The organism is Clostridium sp. 'deep sea' (assembly GCF_014931565.1).
In the GTDB taxonomy this organism is placed as follows: Bacteria; Bacillota; UBA994; order PWPR01; family PWPR01.
In genome coordinates this window covers 1,710,900-1,730,107 of sequence record NZ_CP063353.1, presented here as the reverse complement: position 1 = coordinate 1,730,107, position 19,208 = coordinate 1,710,900, and the positions used below count along the sequence as shown (strand labels likewise).

Genomic DNA, 19,208 nt, shown 5'->3' with positions numbered 1-19,208 from the left:
GTGAGGGTTTTTTTGTATTGTTTTTAGGTAATCATGATTATTAAAGTAGTAGCTTTTTTAATGAATTTATAAAGTTAGTTAAGGTAGAAAGGAGAATAATGATGTTTAATGAGTATAACAATCTTAAAAAATTACGCAAGATAATGCCAGATGCTAATGAATACACCATTCATCGTATCAATAAGACTCAAGCTATTGTTAATAATAAAGTTAATCCCTACCCCTATAGTTATAAAAAAGAGCATTTTATCAGTGATGTTTTAGCTAATTCAGCTAGTGAGAATTTCTTTAATATTGCTGGTAGGGTTATGCAAGTTCGTAATATGGGTAAGTCTGTATTTATGAATCTTAAAGATCAATCGGGTAGTATCCAGCTCTACTTAAATACAAAAAATACTCAGGTGGATTTTAACATTATCAATGTTGATATAGGAGATATAATTGCTGTTATAGGACCTGTATTTAAAACAAAAACAGGAGAACTCACCTTAAGAGTAAAAGAAATTACGTTATTAACTAAGTGTTTACGAGCACTGCCAGAAAAATATCATGGAATTCAAAATACAGAATATAAATATAGATATCGTTCACTAGATATGATAATGAATGATGAGGTTAAAAATAGATTTATAAAAAGGTCAAAAGCAATATCAGCTATTAGAGAGTTCTTAATTAATAAAGGTTATCTTGAGGTAGATACTCCTATTTTAGATTCTAAATATGGCGGAGGCGAAGCTGCACCTTTTGTGACTCACATTAATGCCTTAAATACAGAGGTTTATTTAGCAGTTTCACCCGAGCTTTATTTAAAACGATATATCGTAGGGGGAATTGAAAAGGTATTTACTTTTAGCCGTTCCTTTAGGAATGAGGGAATAGATAAAACTCATTACCCTGAGTTTGTTTTGTTAGAGTGTTATGAGGCTTATAGTGACTATAATGATATGATGACTCTTATGCAAGAGATGTATGAGTATGTGTTCACAAATGTTATTGGAACCACAAAGGTTTTAATAAATGGCACAGAAATAGATTTTAAAGCTCCTTGGTGCAAAAGACCTATGTATGATTTAGTAAATAATGAATTTAATATTAACCTTTACAATATGTGTGAACATCAATTAAAGCAGTTTATATTAAGTAATAGCCTAAACAATAACCTAGGGTTAACAGAAATAGATGTGAATAATACCAGTAAAGGCAGTTTAGTAAATAGTTTATTTGAAGCTTATTGTGAAGGTAAAATAAAACAACCTACCTTTGTTATAAATCACCCCTATGAAACATCTCCTTTATGTAAAAAGCATAGAGCTAATGAAGAGCTTATCGAACGATTTGAGCCCTTTGTAATGGGAATAGAGCTTGGCAATGCCTACTCAGAGCTAAATAATCCCCTAATACAAAGAGAGCTATTACAGCAACAAGCAGAGCAGCTAAGAGCAGGATCAGAGACGGCTTTTCCCATGGACGAAGAGTTTGCACGTGCTATTGATATTGGAATGCCCCCAACAGGCGGATTAGGTGTAGGTATAGATAGATTAATTATGTTTTTGACCCAAACAGATAATATCAAAGATGTTATTGCTTTTCCTATTATGAAATAAGCTTAAACTTAGCACAATAAATTATAATGAATATATAATTTACAAAAGACAGTCCATATTTAATATTAGTATAGGTTTGTTTTCTAAAGGAATAGTTAAGTTTTCTTTATAGGCAAGTATGGCTATAATAATTATTTTAAATCGATAAAAATTCAGGTAAAATAATAATTATTATCTTACCTGAACCTTTTATCATATCTTTAAACTAAGTTTATTTACTAATAAATTGTTTACAGTAATAAAGTACCATAGTTGATTCACCTTTTGTTAATTTCTTTTCATAATCTATATCCTTAAACATTTCTGATATTTTTAGGTACTCACATAGTTCTTTATTTTTACTGAAATTATATAATACATTATTGAAAGTAAGGGGTTCGTAGTCATAGATTCTATTAAAAATGTCAGTTAGTTCCCATTTAATTCTTTTGCTTAAACCATCAAACAACCACATAAACTGCATATTAGTAATATTTTTATCAAGAAGATAATCATTATTGTAATTGCCACAAATTTGACCATATTTTCTAACTAGTTTTAATCCATCATAACAAGGGTGTTTAGTAATTTCAGTCTTTATATTAAAGGGTTTTAAATAAGCCCCATTTGCTATTAATTTATTTTGTAGCTCACTTACTAGCTTTTTGTTATCAACTAATTGCTTATTGCTAATTTTATGTTTATTTATGAATGTAGCTGCTAGTCCTGCTGCTTCACCAGTACACATGCCTATAGGAACAACCCTCGTACTTCCATGAGCAAGGGCATCAAACCCTGCTGTTCTACCCACAATAAATAGATTATCTATATTAATGGGCACAATACTTCTGAGCGGCACTGAGTACTTAAGAGGGTTGCCAACTATTAAAGCGTCCTTTGGGGTAGTACCTTGCATGTCAACAGGATAACTACCTAGCGCTATTCTATCATCAAAATCTTTATTTTCTAGTATATCATCTATTGTTAATTGATAAACAGTAGAAAAATGTCTTGATTCACGTATATACAATTCAGGTGCAAGAGAATCAAGTTCAATGTGTTTCATATAAGGTACGTTTTTTCTTAAAAAAGGAATAATAAGTTTAAGTTCCTCTTTAGCCATTTTTTTAGCTTCTTCTAAACTTTTATTATCTAACGGGTTTATAGCGTATATTTTTAAGGCATTTACCATAATTATACCGTTCGGTTCTCTTGCTAAATTTAAACCACGCAGTTGTACATTATTTTGCGTAGGCTTATATAAATCGCTAAAGTTTCCAAATCCCCAAGCAGTATTCTTATTAGAATTACTATGTATATCATTATCATTTTTTAAATACTTACATAATTTATTCCATTCAGCAGAACTCATACCTTTAAGACTAAATACCTGAGTTACAGCCATACCGTATTCGGGTCCTCCAATTGCAGCTTGTCCTAGTGTAAAGGGTACACCTGCATCTGACGCCAAATCACCATTTTGGCTAGCATCTATTATAGAGTCACAATAAAAATGTTTGTTTGAATTAAGAATAGTTGCTTTAATACCAGTTATTTTATTGTTATGTATAATTGGCGTAATATTTTTGGCATTTAATAGAACAGTAATATTTGTTTCATCTTTTATCATTTTGTTAAAAACTTTTATCGCTGTAGTTATTTTAAAAGCATATCCTTCTACTTTATTAAAAAACTCCTCAAAAATACCTCCAGTTAAAAGAGTTTGTTTGTAATAGTTCATGTCTAAAAAATTAAGCCAACCCAAAGTGAATAATCCACCTATTTTGTCTCTTTTATCTATTAATAGAACTTTACTACCCGCCCTTGCTGCAGAGACAGCAGTAGAAATTCCCTCAGGATCACTACCATAAACAATGACATCATACTTAGTCTTAACAAGGATACGATATTTAGAAAGAAAGTCATCATATTTATAACTATATTTACTAAGAGCATTAACAGATAATATGTTTGTAGACAAAACAACAAGCAATAGTATAATAGAAAATATTTTTCGCATCTTAAACTACCTCAACTTTAAATAATATATGCCTTTTTATTTTCACATTCTTCATCACATATATTTGCAGTACACTTCTCACAAATTTGCAATTTTTTTAAGGCACTTTCGTTTTTTTTCTTAAGCTCTAATAGGTGTTCAATATCTTTATTAATGGCCTTTAATTGAGTTTTAATAATATTACGAGAGTATTTCAAGAGCTTTGTTTTGGTAAGCTCGGGTTTAGGCAATAGTATATCTTTAATTTGCTCAAGTGAAAAACCCAGTTCTTTAAAATCCTTAATAACAGATAACTTGTGAAGAACTGTTTCATCGTATAATCTAAAACCACCTTCACTAACACTGGTAGGGTGGATTATTTCGAGTTCTTCATAGTACCGAATTGCTCTGCAACTCATATTTGCCATTTTACTTAATTTGCCGATTTTTAGTAGCTTATTATTTTCGTGCATAATATTCACCCCACAAATACAAATTAACTATAGCTATTATAGCATATAATAATCCCATGTAAATTGACGTTGACGTAAAGGTATGTTATAATAATCATTACCTTTATACACTTAATAACTAAGGAGGTCATAATGACAAATTCTAAGTTGAAAAAGTTTATTGAAACCTTTGATTGGGTAAGAGCAAGTAACATACCTTTTGCAAAACCTAACAAACCTTTAGCTGAATGTAAAGTAGCAGTTGTTACTACTGGTGGTATTTATGAAAATACCGATAAAGCTTTTAACATAGTCAATAGAAAAGATATAGATGAAGGCTTTAGGGAGATTACATTAACTACTTCGTATACAGATTTAAGTATTGCTCATGAACACTTTAACAAAGATTTTTCAGCAGTAGATTTAAACGTAATATTTCCTGTACAAAGGCTTAAGCAGTTGGCAGAGCAGGGCTTTATAAATAAGGTTAGCGAAGTTAATTTTAGCATTACAGGTTTTATACCTGAGCCTAAATATTTGTTTGAAACAGGTAAACAAATTGCTCAAAGAATTAAGCAGTTAGGTGTAGATATAGCGCTGATAGTTCCTGTTTGACCTATCTGTCAACAGTCCGGTGGACTAGTTGCAAGAGAGATTGAAAAGAGTGGTGTACCAACTGTAACTTTTAATTTAATAAAACAAATTGTATCAATTATAGGTATTCCAAGAGCTATTAATATTGAAAATCCATTTGGTTGTACAGTTGGTAAACCAAATAATGTTGAGTTACAAGAGCAAGTAATTAAAGAAGCATTACGCTTTGTTTATACTGCCACTCAGCCAGCAGAAATTAAAGTATTGTAAAAGATAGGGGTTTTATTAGTATAATCGTTTTGCTAAAAAACCCTTTTAAATATTTAAAGGTTGTACGCTACTAAATATGCTCATTTGCTCCGTAAACAAAAGAAAATAAAGCTTTAAAATTAATAACTTAATTATACCTACATTAAATGATGTTTAACTGCTAACAATAAAATAGAGTAATATGCAGGAGAATTTACATAATAAAACTAAGTATTGAATATAAGATAAATACATAATTGTTAACGATATTGTTAAAGGGGACTTACTAGTGAGTAAAAATAAGCTATCGTATACTGTAACAGATGTGACTGCAACAAAAGAGAGTCAAGTATTTGAAAACGTACCTACAATACAACATAGCAAAGAAGTAAAAGAATTAGAAAAAAAAATAGCAAAAGATTGTTGTAATGCAGAGCTATGGATGAAAAAAGGGTTAGGTTTAGCAAAACAAAAGCTTTATAGAGAGGCTGTTGAGGCATTTTCAAAAGCTATTTGTTTAGATCCCTTTAATGCGCTACTCTATCGACATAGAGGGCATCGTTTACTAAGTAGTTATAGGTTTTATGAGGGAGCCGCAGACTTTGAACTTGCCTCGAGAATAGAGCAAAATAATTGGAATATATGGTATCACCTAGGCTTTGCTTATCATTTAATAGGTGATTTTGAAAGAGCAGAAAAAGCGTATAAAACCTGTTATGAGATGACTGCTTTAGACTGTGAGTTGTTTCCTGCAATTGTTAATTGGCGAGTAATTAACCTGATGGAAATGGGTGAATTTGATTACGCCAATGATTTAGCTAGTTTAGTTGACCCTAAAATGCCCTGTGGAGAAAACTTTGTATACAGAGATATGATACAGGTATATAAAGGGACTAAAACCTTTGAAGAAGTTTTGGAAATAAAAGAGAAATATCGTTTTGCTAATATGGAATATGTAACAAAAGCATATGGAATTAGTAGATATTTAGCCCTAACAGGTATGAAAGATGAGGCTAATAAGATTATTGAAGTTATTTTAAGTTTAGCTGGAGATTGCTGGTCGGGGTTTGGTTATTTAGCAGCATATTGCGTTAAAAATAATGTAGGCAGAGAGTAAAAACTTAGTTGTGTTTATTGATTCATAAACTAATAATAATAAGCTGTTGCACTTAAATGTGGACAGCTTTTTTATTTTGATTTTATACTTGCATTATTTGAGATAAACAATTATACTGTTATTACTAAATATGATATCGAAAATCGATAACGAAATACTGAAAAGGAGTTTAAAAATGGGATTAACAATGAAAAGATTATCTCAGGGCTTAATTAGTCTGCACATCTTACATCATGCCAATAAAGAAGCAATTTATGGCAGTTGGATGTTAGCTGAGTTAGCTGAACATGGCTATAACTTAAGTCCTGGTACCCTTTACCCTATATTACACAGCTTAGAAAAAGAGGGTTTATTAGCTCATTTTGAAAAAAACGTAAACGGAAAAATAAGAAAATACTATGAAATAACAGAGCTGGGTAAAGAAGAGCTAAAGAATGCTCGTAATTATCTAAAAGAGTTAGTTAGTGAACTAAAAATAAAATAATAAATATGGTGAGGGGAGAAGTAGATGAAATTTAAACTACCTGAAAACAATCAGCATAAGTTAATATCTTATATTAATCGCCATCGTGGATTATTTTGGTTAGAGGCAGCAGGTGGTATTATATACAATACCATTATTGTTACTGGCCCAATTATACTGGGTAAAGCCATAGACGTAGTTTCATTATTATTAAACCAAGGGGTTACTTCTATAAGAGTTCAAAGCTTAATCTTTTGGTGTACATTATTTATTTTGTCTACTGCATTTTTTCAATATGCTCGCTACATTAAAAGACGTTATATTAGAAAAATGTGTTTTCTGATAAGAGGTGATATGAGAGCTGGCTTGCTTGAAAGTACCTTAGCTAAAGATATGGGCTCAATTGAACAAGAATCAGTAGGAGACATGATGTCTAGAACAGTTGGCGATGTAGAACAACTTGTTGATACAGTGCAATATACCATTAATGAGGCTTGGGATACGTGGCTGTTAATGATATCATATTTTGTTGTACTTCTATTCTATAACTTCAAAATTACTTTAGTATGTTCAATTCCGATTCCTTTTGCTTTATGGATAGCAGAGAGTGCTCGTCACCCACTTTACCAATACTCTTTAAAAGCCAGACAGTATGCCTCCAGAGTAACCTCCCATTTATATTCTACAATCAATAGTGTAGCAATTCTAAGGCTCTATGGTAGAGAAAAAGCTGAAAAAAAGAAATTAGCACATTACGCCAATGAGCAAGTAAAATGGAACATTAAAACCACCCTTTTAAAACAAGGTATGATGCCTATATATGCTTTTTTAGCTTCAATAGGTATTATTGCAGCAATAGCTTTGGGTGGTGAAATGGTAGCTAAGAAACTTTGGAGTATCGGAACCTTTACAGCATACTTAACAATGTTTACAGCTATGTCACGTAGAACTTGGGTAGCCGCAAATGTATTTAACCGTTGGCATGGTGCATTAGCCTCGTGGCAACGAATTAAAGAAAAAATCCTTACTGAGAACAACCTATCAAACGAAAATTCAGCTGAAAAAGTTAAATTTAATAAAGATGAAAGCATATCTGTTAAAAATATGAGTTTTAAGTATCCAAATACAAGCCAAAATGTTTTAAATAATATAAATTTTGAAGTACCGATTGGTTCTTTAGTGGGAATAACTGGCGCTATAGGTTCTGGTAAATCAGCTTTAGCTTTAGTGTTAACAGGCTTATACAGTTATGATGGTAACATAAAATATGGTAATAAAGAGCTTTCTCATCTTAGTAAAGAGCAAAAAGCCAACCTTATAGCCTATGCGGGGCAGGATGCATTTTTATTTTCAGCATCTGTTGCTGATAATATTAAGTTTAGTAGTAGTTTTCAAGATAATGATAATAAAAGACTAGAGCAGGCTCTTTACTTAGTAGCTTTAAGTGATGATTTAGAACTGTTTGAGAATGGTTCAGATACCCTAATTGGAGAGCGTGGGGTAAGAGTCTCTGGTGGCCAACGTCAGAGAATTGCCTTAGCCAGAGCTCTATATACAGATAACGATGTGCAAATTTTAGATGATCCTTTTTCCGCTGTTGATATAGGTACAGAAAGACGAATAATTGAGCGATTGAGAAAAGCTCTAAAAGGTAAAACTGCTTTTTTATTCTCCCATAGGCTAAATGCATTTCCTTATTTAGATCATATAATTGTACTTAACGACGGTAATATTATTGAGCAAGGAAGCCATGCGCATCTTATTAAAAATGGCAAAACCTATAATAAAATATATACAGCTCAAACATGGTTGGAGGATGAACAAAATGAATAATAAAATAAATCCTGGGCAATTAATAAAATTATCTATTAAAGAATCTTGGCCTAAATTATGGACAAAATTTACTGCAGTATTTATTGTAGCAATTGTAAGTATGTTTTTTGCTTTACTTCCACCATTAATTTTAAGAAGAGTTATTGATAACTATATTAAGTTAGGCATAACACAAGGGCTCTGGCAAGCAGCTACATTATATCTTTTGGTATATTTAGGTAGTAGTTTTATGCAGTTTTTACAAACCTATTTAACCTCATTTATTGGGCAATATCTGTTATATGATATGCGCTTAAAATTGGCAACACATTTATCAAAGCTGTCTATTAAATACTACAATAAAACCCCAGTTGGGGAACTAATTAGTAGAGTAACATCGGATGTAGATGCTATTGATAAAATATTCTCAGCAGGCTTAATTAACTCTATTACTAGTCTTTTTCAAGTATTTGGCGTGTTAGCTGCCATGTATATTATAAGCCCTACCTTGTGTTTTGTGAGCCTAATAGTATTGCCAATTGTTTATGTATTAGCAAAATATTTTCGTAAAAACATGTTACAGGCTCAAATGTTAATACGAAAATCTATAAGTCTTATTAATACCTATCTACAAGAAATCTTTAGTGGAATGAGAATTATAAAATCTTTTGATAAAGAAAATGATTATTGCCATAAATTTCAGCAACCATTAGAGAATAGCCTTAAGGTAAGCCATAAGGCAGCTTTTTATATCTCGGCATTTCCTTGTGTAATGCAGGTTCTAAGGTCATTTATTATTGCCTTAGTAGTATTCTTGGCAGCAAAAACCTCAGTAACTGATAGTTTAGCTATATCTGTAGGTAGCTTAGCAGCGATGATAGACCTTTTAGCACGTTTAATCGGTCCTATAGAATCACTAAGTAATCAAATACAAATCATTCAGCAAGCTGTAGCTGGCATCAAAAGAGTAGCTGAATTATTGTCAGTTAAAACAGAACAAAAGACAGAAGTAGAAAGCTTTAATGGTAATATAGCATACTATCATAACCCTTATAGCATAGAGCTACAAAATGTTAGCTTTGCCTACAATGAAAATCAAAATGTCGTAAACAATATGTCAATTAAAATACCGCAGGGTGAAAAAGTAGCCTTAGTGGGTAGAACAGGCGCTGGTAAAACAACTGTAATGAATTTAATAGCTGGATTATATGCTCCAAATAAGGGTAATGTAAAGATTTATGGAATTAATCCATACAACCTAAATCCAAACGATCGTAGGAAACTAATAGGTATAGTTCCACAACAGGTTGTTATATTTGAAGGAAGCGTAGCTGATAATATTACCTTAAATAGTGATGAAATACCTAGAGAGACAGTGATTGAAGCTGCCAAATCAGTAGGATTACATGAGTTTATAAAAAAACTCGAAAATGGATACGATACAGTACTGGGTACACTTGGAATGAAATTATCTTTTGGGCAATCTCAACTTTTATCCATAGCAAGAGCCATTGTATGTAATCCCCCTGTATTATTACTTGATGAGCCAACTTCTCAAATGGATACCATTACTGAAGAACAGGTGTTTAAAGCCCTACGACAGGCCAGTAAACAACGTACCATAATAACAATAAGCCATCGTTTGTCTGGCATAGTAGATGCTGACACTGTTCATATTATAGCTAATGGAGACTTAGTACAATCTGGTAGTCCAGAACAACTGGCTCAAGAAAAGGGCTGGTATCAGGTGTATAAACAGTTGGAAGACCTAGGCTGGAAATTAGGCTGATTCTTACGAGGTGGTCCGCTCTCGGCGTTACTAAAAATTTCATTATACTAAAACTGCAATAAATACGTTCGTGTTCACCCGTGTTTGTCATAAGAAGAGATGAACAAGAATAGGATAGTTACAAAATCCCCATTAAACTAAAATTATAATAAATACACAAACCCAATGTAGGGGTGAACCTTGTGTTCACCCGTGTTTGTCTTAGGAAGAAAAAACAAGAATAAAACAACTATACTACATAAGAATTAGAAATTACCATAAATAATTAGTTTAAATATAGTTGACATAATCTTGAAAATGTAGTAAATATAAAGGTATTATATTAAAATCAGTGGATATATTCTTAAATAATTTAATATATTACTTTTTTAAATGAGATAAACGCAAGTGAACACGAGGTTTACCCATAGAGTAGTTTTCGTATTTATTATAGTTTTGCTTAAAAATATAAAATTTTAGTTAATAAATTATTCTCAAATGATATAAAAATTTGTGAGGAGTTGAGTTGACAAGTGATTAAAAAAGGTTCTCTTTTTATTCTAAGTATTATATTTACTATCTTAAATGCTTTTTTTACAGTTTATATAGCTATAATACTAAAGAAAATTGTAGATTCATCTGTAACAGGAGATGTTAGTGTTCTTATTAATACAATAAAATTGGCTATTGCATATCTTATTTTAACCACAATTATCGGATTTTTAAGTAACATAATGCAAAATAAGTTAATAAAGAATAACCTTACTCGCTTAAAAAGAAATATTTTTAAAAATGTTATTTTAGATGAGTCACAAAAACATGAATCATCTAAAATAATATCTTTACTAAACAATGACATTAACCTTCTCGAAAATGACTATTATAGAAATATATTTAAAACAACACTCAGTATTTCCACAGCGGTTATAGCTCTAGTGTATATGCTTTACCTAAGTGTTTGGCTAACTATAGCAGTCATAATATCATCTCTTATACCTATACTGGTGGCATCTAAAACAGGCAAAGCAATATCCAAATCTAGGCTAAACTATACAAATGCTCTTGTAAATCAGGTTAGAAGTATAAAGGAATATATTTTAGGAATACATACCATTAAAAGCTTTAATATTGTTGACGATGTTTTAAATAATTATAATGCTTCTAATAATAGCGTTGAAGAAAAAAGATATAAATTTAACAATATAACTGTGGCTATAAGTTCTTTAAACAGTATGCTTAGCACATTAGTATTTATTGTAATTATGTCTGTAGGAACCTATTTAGTAATAATAGGACAAGTAACCTTAGGTACTATGATTGCCTCGATTCAATTAACTAACAATTTGGCATCGCCTATTATGAGTGTAGCCAATAACATTAATAAGTTTAATTCAGTAAAAGGAATTATTAAAAAGGTCAAGTTATATAATAAAAGCAATAGTACAGATATATCTTCAGAATCAAGTGCATTAACTACAGCAGTTACTTTTAATAAAAGTATTAAAGTTGAAGGTTTGCAGTTTTCCTACAGCAATAATGTTTTGTTTGATAATTTAAATTTAGAATTTAAAAAAGGAAAGAAATATCTACTTATTGGAGAGAGTGGATGTGGTAAGTCTACCTTGTTAAAGTTATTAATGAAAGCTGTTCATGCAAACAAAGGAGAAATTAGAGTTGATAATATAGATATGAAATCGTTTAATTATAAATCTGTTAGTAAGATTATGGCTATGATTCATCAAGATATTTTCCTATTTAGTACTAGCTTATATGATAATATAACTCTATTTAAAAAGTATGAGGATAAAGAAGTACAATCTGCTTTACAAGATGCTCAGCTTTATAAATATATGGATAAGTGGGATATGATTATAGAGGAAGGTGGATCAAACTTATCAGGTGGAGAAAAACAAAGAATAGCAATTGCTCGAGCTATTTTAAGAAAAACACCAGTATTATTAATTGATGAAATGACATCATCACTAGATCCCGAAACCGCTAAAGAGGTAGAGAAAACCATTTTGAATCTCAAAAATACTACATGTATAATGGTTACTCATAAGGTGAATTTAGATTTATTAGATATGGTTGATGAAATACTAAAAATAGAAAATGGTAAGCTAATAAAGCTCTCAAAAGAACAACTGCAAGTGAAAGCTCATTATAATACTGCTGACTAAAAGCAAACTTCAATAGATATAATGAAAACTCACCACGAGAATAGTGAGTACACCACAGGGCTGTTATAACAGCCCTATAATCCTATCAACTACCTCGTTTATTAATAAGTCAGTAGTATCTATTTTTGTTGTATTTTGGACTAAGTAACGTTGGTAGTTTTGAACAGACCTTTCAACAACAGCTACTGCTCTATTATCCTTTATCATTCTTTCTCTTAGCTTTTTTTCAGAACATATTAAAGTGAATCGGTGTAAATCATAATCTTTTTTTATAAGTTTACTATTTAGTGATTGCCAAATACTTTCTTTATGCAAAACCCAATTAAAAATAATGTATTGATAATTATCATTCTTTAAAAAATTATTTAATAGATACGAAATATTATCTTCTACCATTTTTTTGTTTTGTTCATCAATTATCCACGGATTCATGTGCCAACACCAGTCTCCATCTAGCCAAACAGATGGTTTAAGTTTTTTATTAAGCATAGAGCTAACAGCAGTTTTCCCAACACCCATTGTTCCATTAATAACAATAAGTTTTTTCATTAAAATACCTCTTATATAAATGTATGTTTTTTATAATTAGTTAAATGGTAGTATATAAAAATGTAAAAAGCAACAATATAGTTGTTTAAATAATCTTTTAAGGTTATGTAAATTTTATTTTATTGTGTTTAATTCATCAAAATCATTGCAAGATTTTCACTTTACATCTATAATATATATAGCTAATATATCACTAGTATATCAGTTGTTAGAAAACTGATATATTAATCATATTTGGGAGGAAAAATAAAATGATAGAAGTAAGATGGCATGGAAGGGGTGGACAGGGTAGCTTTACTATAGCAAAGCTGTTAGGAATGGCTGCCTCAGTGTACAATGGAAAGTATGCTCAAGCATTTCCATCGTTTGGTCCCGAGCGTCGTGGTGCACCTGTTTTAGGATTTACTCGTATTTCAGAAGAAAAAATTACAGATCGCAGTGAAGTTAATAGCTGTGATTATGTTGTAGTTTTAGATGAAACTCTGTGGGGTAAAGCAGTTTTAACAGGACTAAAAGAAGCTACCGTAATTATTATAAATACAGATAGCCCTCAAAAATATCAAGACATAATTCCAAATAAAATAATCACACTTGATGCTACAAAAATAGCACTTGAAATTTTGGGTAGACCTATTACAAACACTGCAATGTTAGGTGCTTTAGTAGCTACGAGTGAAATGGTTTCTTTAGATGATTGCAAAAATGCCATAAAACATGGCATGCATGCAAAAATAGCTGATAAAAATATAAAATTAATAGATAAAGCTTATCACATGGTGAAAGGGGAATAACTAATGGATAGACCTAAGGTACGTAAATGGACTGAGCCAAAAACAATAAAAGATTATCCACTTGGTTCTACCTGTAAAGGTGATCACTTAACAAGTATTAATGCTGGTTGGAGAACCTTTAAACCTGTTATTGATTTTAGTAAATGTGTTAATTGTTTACGCTGTTTTTTAGTATGCCCAGACGGTGCTATTGATAAATCAGGTGAAAAACTAGAGATAGACTACGACTATTGTAAAGGCTGTGGAGTTTGTGCTTATGAGTGCAAGCTAAAGGCCATTGATATGGTAAGGGAGGAAAAATAAATGGCCAAAAAATTTATAAGCGGTAATGATGCTGTTGCAGAGGGTGTACGTTTAGCAAAACCTCATGTTATTTCAGCCTATCCAATCACCCCTCAAACTATCGCTGTTGAAAGACTTTCTGAAATGGTTGAAGACGGATCATTAAAAGCTGAATACATGCATGTAGAGTCCGAACATAGTGCTTTGGCATGTGCTATAGGAGTAAGCTCAGTAGGGGCTAGGGCCTTTACAGCTACCTCTTCACAAGGCTTATTATACATGGCAGAGTGTTTACCATATGCTAGCGGTCAACGTTTGCCAATTGTTATGATGAATGCCAATAGAGCTATTGCTACCCCATGGAATATCTATGGAGATCAAATGGATTCCATGTTTTTAATTAATTCAGGATGGATTCAAATCTATGTAGAAGATGCTCAAGAAGCATTAGATATGATGATTCAAGCCTATAAAATTGCTGAACATAAAGATGTAATGATACCAGTTATGGTTAACTTAGATGGTTTTGTGTTAACCCATACTTATGAATTAGTAGATATTCCTGATCAAGCAAAAGTTAATGAATTTTTACCCCCTATTAATTTAACAGAACAAGTTATGGATGTAAATAATCCTAAGAGTTTATGTATATCTGCTGGTAACGATTTTAATATGGAGTTTAAAATTAAACAAGAAATCGATATGCAAAACTCAGTTAAAGTGTTAGAGCAAGTAGATGCAGACTTTGCCAAGCAGTTTGGCAGGTCATATCAGGGTTTAATAGAGCAGTATAGATGTGATGATGCCGAGGTAATTTTAATTACAACAGGTAGTGTAACTGGCACAGCTCGAGTTGTTGTAGATAACTTACGTGCTGAAGGTGAAAAAGTTGGTTTACTAAAACTACGTTATCTTCGTCCATTCCCAGCAAAACAAATAGCTAAGGCAGTAAAAAATGCTAAGGCAGTAGGAGTGGTGGATAAAAATATATCTTTTGGATATGAAGGATCAATATTTACAAATGTTAATTCAGCATTAACAACCCTAAAAAAATTACCTAAAACCTATAACTTTATTGGAGGTTTAGGTGGTAGAGACATAACTAAAGAAAATATTAGCGGTATTTTTAACTCTTTAAGTCTGGCCGCTCGAGGTAAAGAACAAGAGAGAATACAGTATGTAAATGTGAGGTGTGAGCTATAATGAATAAAAAATATAACGCTCGTACAATAACAAATAAAGAGCAGTTTTATGGCCATAAAGCCTGTGGTGGTTGTGGAGAGAGTTTAGCAATAAGATTAGCTATGAAGGTGTTAGGGGAAAGGACATTTGCAGCTTTACCAGCTGGATGTATGTCTGCGGTGTCTTTTATATATCCTAACATGGCTTTTACAAATAATGCTATTATCACACCCTTTGCCTCAACTGGAGCAGTAGCCTCTGGTATGTCAGTTGGACTAAAAGCCTTGGGCATTAAAGAAACCCAAACAGTTGGTTTTGCTGGTGATGGCGGTACTGCAGATATTGGTTTACAGGCTTTATCTGGTGCAATAGATCGTAATGATGATATTATTTATATTTGTAATGATAACGAAGCTTATATGAATACTGGTATTCAAAAAAGTGGCTTAACTCCTTATGGTACTCGTACAACTACTTCACCTGCTGGAGATAACTTGCCGGGTTCTATTACAATGAAGAAAAATATGTTTGAGATTGTAGCTGCTCATGGTATTGCTTATGCTGCAACAGCAAGTGTTGGTTATTTAGAAGATTTTATGAATAAAGTTGAAAAAGCAAAAAATACTAAGGGTACATCATATATACATGTAATTGCACCATGCCCAACAGGTTGGGGACACGCTAGTGATATCACTATTAGCTTAGCAAAGTTAGCTGTAGACAGTGGTTTATGGTATTTAGCAGAATACGAAAAGGGTGAGTTTAGCTTAAATCGTAATCCTAAAGAGTTTGCAAGTGTAGAAGATTACTTGAAGGTTCAGGGTAGATTTAAACACTTAAAAGAAGCAGATATCAAGGTCATTAAAGATTATCGTGATGCAAAATGGCAAAAAATGAGAAGAGATTGGGTTAAATAATTCTACCTATTATATTATAATTGGTGTATAGTATAACAAAAGAAATTAGCTAAGCTGTTTATACTGCTACAAAGTACTGCACTGCTGATAATCTTGCTTTATATTTTTGGGACAAAAGTAATTTAATTGGTAGTTTATAAATAGCTGTTGTAAAAGGGTTGATATAATGAGTAAAACTGCTAATGTTGAAATATATAATGAACTGAAAAGGCGAATAGTTGAACTAGAATATAAACCAGGCGATTCTATTAATGAAAAACATTTAATAGAAGAGTTTAACGTTAGTAGAACTCCAGTAAGAGAGGCTATTATTAAGTTATCTCAAATTGGACTTCTTGAAATACGTCCTCGAATTGGTACATTTGTTACCCAAATAGACTTAATGTCTGTAAAACATGCTTATGAAGTGAAAAAAAATCTTGAAGGATTAGCTGCTGAATTGGCAGCTCAAAGAGCTAGTGATGAGGTTATTAATGAGCTTTTTGCTATTGTAGAGAGGTTCGAACATATTAATATTGTTGTTGACTATAAACAATGTATAATAGAAGATCAAAAGTTTCATAAGCTAACTAGAGAGGCAGCCAATAATCCTATCCTAAATAATGTACTCGATGAACTAAATATAAAAACTGCTCGTTTTTTACAGTATATAAATTATGTATTAGAAGATAGATTATGGTTTCAAGACTCATTAAGAGGAATAGCAACAGCAATAAAAAATAGAGATATAGACCAAGCACGTAAAGCAACAGAAGAACATACCAGAATATTTTTAGAGCAATTGTCTAAGAGGTTTTTTGGATAAAAAACATTTTAAGTAAATGACTACAGGGGGTTTGCATAATAAGCGAGCCCTTTGCTTATTTTAATAGTAAAGTGCGGTTAGTTGGGTCTTTATTAAAAATTATATAAAAATAAGTGAAAGAAAAATATAAATATAGTTAATGTATCTGACAATAGCGCCGATATATTGATGTAGTAATTTTAAGCAAAATAGCAAATACATTTATAGCTATACTAAGAATAATTATAGAACAAACAAATAAACAGTTAGCTAATGATTAATACAATAAAGGGAGAAAAACAATGAATTTTAATTCATTAATTCAAGACGATATTATAAAGATAATACTCAATTTTGCAAATAAAGAAACCTGTATTAGAGCTGTTTTACTTAATGGTTCTAGAGTAAATAAAAATGCTCCAGTAGATAAAATGCAGGATTACGATGTAGTATTTTTTATAAAGGATCTTGCAAATAATGACTACCGTATTGATGATAATTGGATTTATGACTACTTTGGTAATCCTGTAATTGTTCAACAGAATGATAATAAGAATAATTCATATATATTTTTAATGCAGTTTGAAGACTTTAGAATAGATTTATCATTTGAGTCACTAAAAAAAATGTCACAGCGAGCTAAACAAGATAGTCTTAGTATGTGGTTATTAGATAAAGATAACATGGCACCAAAGTTACCTGAGCCTAATGAGAGTAGCTATTTTATTCAAAAGCCAGATGAAAAAACGTATAATGCTACTATTAATGAAGCATGGTGGATACAGCCTTACATTGCCAAAGGGATTTGGAGAGATGAGTTTCCATATGTACGTAGAGTATATGATGTTTATTTAATGAAGGCAATTAGAGCTTTAATAGATTGGGATATTGCCTATAACTATAATTGGAAAGTTAACTTAGGTAAGGCAGGCAAGTGGTATAAAAACTATCTAAATAAAAAAGAATATCAAGAATTTATTGAGCTTCATGCTACCACAAATTATGAGCAAATTTGGGATAGCCTCGAAAAAGCAGGCAATTTTATACGTAAGGTTGGCTCTAGGGTGGCAGATAAACTCAACTACCAATACCCATTTTTAGATGACGAAAGAGTACGAGTTTATTTAAGTAAAGTAAGAGAAGAACTAAGAAATAATAATAATTAAAGTGTTAGTAATAACACATATTTTTACAGTTCTATTGTAAAAAATATAAAGCTATGCTAAAATCTCTTTAGAAAACTTAATAAAAACTAGGGGAGCCTGTATAAATAGGCTGAGAAAGAGATGTTATCTCTGACCCTCATAACCTGATGTGGATAATGCCATCGTAGGAAAGTCAGATATAATATGTTAACTATCTATCACAAATTTCTTAGGATTTGTGATTTTTAATTTTAAAATATATGTTATGAGGGGAGTAGAGATTATTCTACTTCTTTTTTATTTATTATTTGCTCTTTTCCCTAGAGAAAGGAGACTATTATGATAGTTAACGGTAAAGCAATGAAAATTAATAATATTACTATTGCCCAGCTACTCACTAAGTTGCAGCTATCACAAAATAAGGTTGTTGTTGAGGTTAACCTACAAATTATTGCTAAACAGCATTATGATAGTTATAAACTTAAACAAGAAGATAAAATTGAAATTATTAGCTTTGTAGGTGGTGGTTAAAATAAAAATTTTGGTAAATGAAAAAGAATTTAGGGTGACAGCTAATACAACAGCGTTTACAGTGAAACAAATTTACAAAGCTAATGCTGATATGGTTATTTTAAATGGCTTTATTATAAATAAAGATGCTGCTCTTAAAGAAAATGATACACTTACCCTGATAAAAAGGGGTGAAATTCCCTTAAGAGAAGAGCTTGAGAGTCTTTTGATAGCTCGGCATAGTCCGGGCGTGCATAACAGAATTAAAAATGCTAGGGTTGCCATAGCTGGCTTAGGTGGATTAGGATCTAATATTGCGGTATCATTGGCTCGCATTGGTATTGGCCATTTAACTTTGCTAGATTTTGATATTGTTGAACCTTGTAATTTAAACCGACAGCAGTATTTTATTAAGCACATTGGTATGAAAAAAACAGAGGCATTAAAAGATTTACTTTATAACATTAATCCCTATGTTGAAGTAAAAACGCAAGATATATTTATAGAGGAAAACAATATAGAGCAGTTATTTAAGGATGCAAATATAATTGTAGAGGCATTAGATAGTGCAGTTTCAAAGGCAACTCTTATTAATACAGTAATGTTAAAAATGCCTCATAAAATAATTGTATCGGCCTCTGGTGTAGCTGGTTATTTCTCTAACAACACAATAATCACCAAGAAAATTAAAGATAATTTTTACTTAATAGGTGACAGTGTCTCTGAAGCAAAACCAGGATGTGGACTTATGGCTCCTCGAGTTGCTATTGCTGCCAATCATCAAGCAAATACTGTTTTAAGAATATTAATGGACGAAAAGGATGTATAAAC

The 19,208-nt window shown here is 31.5% G+C and carries 18 protein-coding genes and 1 riboswitch; of the genes, 15 read left to right on the top strand and 3 right to left on the bottom strand.

Annotated features, from left to right (window positions below):
• The first annotated feature begins 101 nt into the window (after nt 1–101).
• Complete coding sequence (gene lysS / locus IMX26_RS08120; protein ID WP_195161169.1) at nt 102–1,604, top strand: lysine--tRNA ligase; 1,503 nt, start codon at nt 102–104, stop codon at nt 1,602–1,604.
• A 211-nt stretch (nt 1,605–1,815) separates the two neighbouring features.
• Here lysS and IMX26_RS08115 read toward each other — a convergent pair whose 3' ends face one another.
• Nucleotides 1,816–3,603 (bottom strand): FAD-dependent oxidoreductase, encoded by a 1,788-nt coding sequence (locus IMX26_RS08115; RefSeq protein WP_195161168.1) that lies wholly within the window; start codon nt 3,601–3,603, stop codon nt 1,816–1,818.
• Nucleotides 3,604–3,620: 17 nt separating this feature from the next.
• Nucleotides 3,621–4,055, bottom strand: a complete 435-nt coding sequence (locus IMX26_RS08110) for a MerR family transcriptional regulator (protein WP_195161167.1) — start codon at nt 4,053–4,055, stop codon at nt 3,621–3,623.
• A 132-nt stretch (nt 4,056–4,187) separates the two neighbouring features.
• Here IMX26_RS08110 and IMX26_RS08105 point away from each other — a divergent pair, with 132 nt between their 5' ends.
• The 6 genes from IMX26_RS08105 to IMX26_RS08080 all read left to right on the top strand — a co-directional run bounded on the left by IMX26_RS08105 (nt 4,188) and on the right by IMX26_RS08080 (nt 12,217).
• Nucleotides 4,188–4,649, top strand: a complete 462-nt coding sequence (locus IMX26_RS08105; RefSeq protein WP_195161166.1) for a glycine/sarcosine/betaine reductase selenoprotein B family protein — start codon at nt 4,188–4,190, stop codon at nt 4,647–4,649.
• 517 nt (nt 4,650–5,166) lie between these two features.
• Nucleotides 5,167–5,994, top strand: a complete 828-nt coding sequence (locus IMX26_RS08100) for a hypothetical protein (RefSeq protein ID WP_195161165.1) — start codon at nt 5,167–5,169, stop codon at nt 5,992–5,994.
• A gap of 175 nt (nt 5,995–6,169) precedes the next feature.
• Nucleotides 6,170–6,478, top strand: coding sequence for a PadR family transcriptional regulator (locus tag IMX26_RS08095; protein WP_195161164.1), 309 nt, complete (start codon nt 6,170–6,172; stop codon nt 6,476–6,478).
• 24 nt (nt 6,479–6,502) lie between these two features.
• A complete protein-coding gene (locus IMX26_RS08090; RefSeq protein ID WP_195161163.1) occupies nt 6,503–8,290 on the top strand; it encodes an ABC transporter ATP-binding protein in 1,788 nt (595 codons plus the stop codon).
• On the top strand, nt 8,283–10,058 hold the full coding sequence (locus IMX26_RS08085; protein ID WP_195161162.1) for an ABC transporter ATP-binding protein: 1,776 nt from the start codon (nt 8,283–8,285) through the stop codon (nt 10,056–10,058). The genes IMX26_RS08090 and IMX26_RS08085 overlap by 8 nt, the downstream gene beginning before the upstream one ends.
• A gap of 512 nt (nt 10,059–10,570) precedes the next feature.
• Nucleotides 10,571–12,217: an ABC transporter ATP-binding protein gene (locus tag IMX26_RS08080; RefSeq protein ID WP_195161161.1), complete on the top strand. Its 1,647-nt coding sequence runs from the start codon at nt 10,571–10,573 to the stop codon at nt 12,215–12,217.
• 63 nt (nt 12,218–12,280) lie between these two features.
• Here IMX26_RS08080 and IMX26_RS08075 read toward each other — a convergent pair whose 3' ends face one another.
• On the bottom strand, nt 12,281–12,766 hold the full coding sequence (locus tag IMX26_RS08075) for an AAA family ATPase (protein ID WP_195161160.1): 486 nt from the start codon (nt 12,764–12,766) through the stop codon (nt 12,281–12,283).
• Between the two features lie 251 nt (nt 12,767–13,017).
• Between IMX26_RS08075 and IMX26_RS08070 the strand changes: the two genes are divergently transcribed.
• The 8 genes from IMX26_RS08070 to thiF all read left to right on the top strand — a co-directional run bounded on the left by IMX26_RS08070 (nt 13,018) and on the right by thiF (nt 19,206).
• Complete coding sequence (locus IMX26_RS08070; protein WP_195161159.1) at nt 13,018–13,557, top strand: 2-oxoacid:acceptor oxidoreductase family protein; 540 nt, start codon at nt 13,018–13,020, stop codon at nt 13,555–13,557.
• Between the two features lie 3 nt (nt 13,558–13,560).
• Nucleotides 13,561–13,860, top strand: coding sequence for a 4Fe-4S binding protein (locus IMX26_RS08065; protein WP_195161158.1), 300 nt, complete (start codon nt 13,561–13,563; stop codon nt 13,858–13,860).
• Nucleotides 13,861–15,042 (top strand): transketolase C-terminal domain-containing protein, encoded by a 1,182-nt coding sequence (locus tag IMX26_RS08060; RefSeq protein ID WP_195161157.1) that lies wholly within the window; start codon nt 13,861–13,863, stop codon nt 15,040–15,042. It abuts the gene before it with no gap.
• Complete coding sequence (locus tag IMX26_RS08055; RefSeq protein WP_195161156.1) at nt 15,042–15,938, top strand: thiamine pyrophosphate-dependent enzyme; 897 nt, start codon at nt 15,042–15,044, stop codon at nt 15,936–15,938. The genes IMX26_RS08060 and IMX26_RS08055 overlap by 1 nt, the downstream gene beginning before the upstream one ends.
• Nucleotides 15,939–16,104: 166 nt before the next feature.
• Nucleotides 16,105–16,743 carry a GntR family transcriptional regulator gene (locus IMX26_RS08050; protein WP_195161155.1) on the top strand — a complete coding sequence of 213 codons (639 nt, stop codon included), beginning with the start codon at nt 16,105–16,107 and terminating at the stop codon, nt 16,741–16,743.
• A gap of 281 nt (nt 16,744–17,024) precedes the next feature.
• Entirely contained in the window at nt 17,025–17,888 is an 864-nt protein-coding gene (locus IMX26_RS08045) for an aminoglycoside 6-adenylyltransferase (RefSeq protein WP_195161154.1), read from the top strand.
• A 78-nt stretch (nt 17,889–17,966) separates the two neighbouring features.
• Nucleotides 17,967–18,075, top strand: a riboswitch (TPP riboswitch).
• Between the two features lie 131 nt (nt 18,076–18,206).
• A complete protein-coding gene (gene thiS, locus IMX26_RS08040) occupies nt 18,207–18,398 on the top strand; it encodes a sulfur carrier protein ThiS (protein ID WP_195161153.1) in 192 nt (63 codons plus the stop codon).
• Complete coding sequence (gene thiF / locus IMX26_RS08035; RefSeq protein WP_347707904.1) at nt 18,388–19,206, top strand: sulfur carrier protein ThiS adenylyltransferase ThiF; 819 nt, start codon at nt 18,388–18,390, stop codon at nt 19,204–19,206. Before thiS ends, thiF begins: the two co-directional genes overlap by 11 nt.
• The last annotated feature ends 2 nt before the right edge of the window (nt 19,207–19,208 follow it).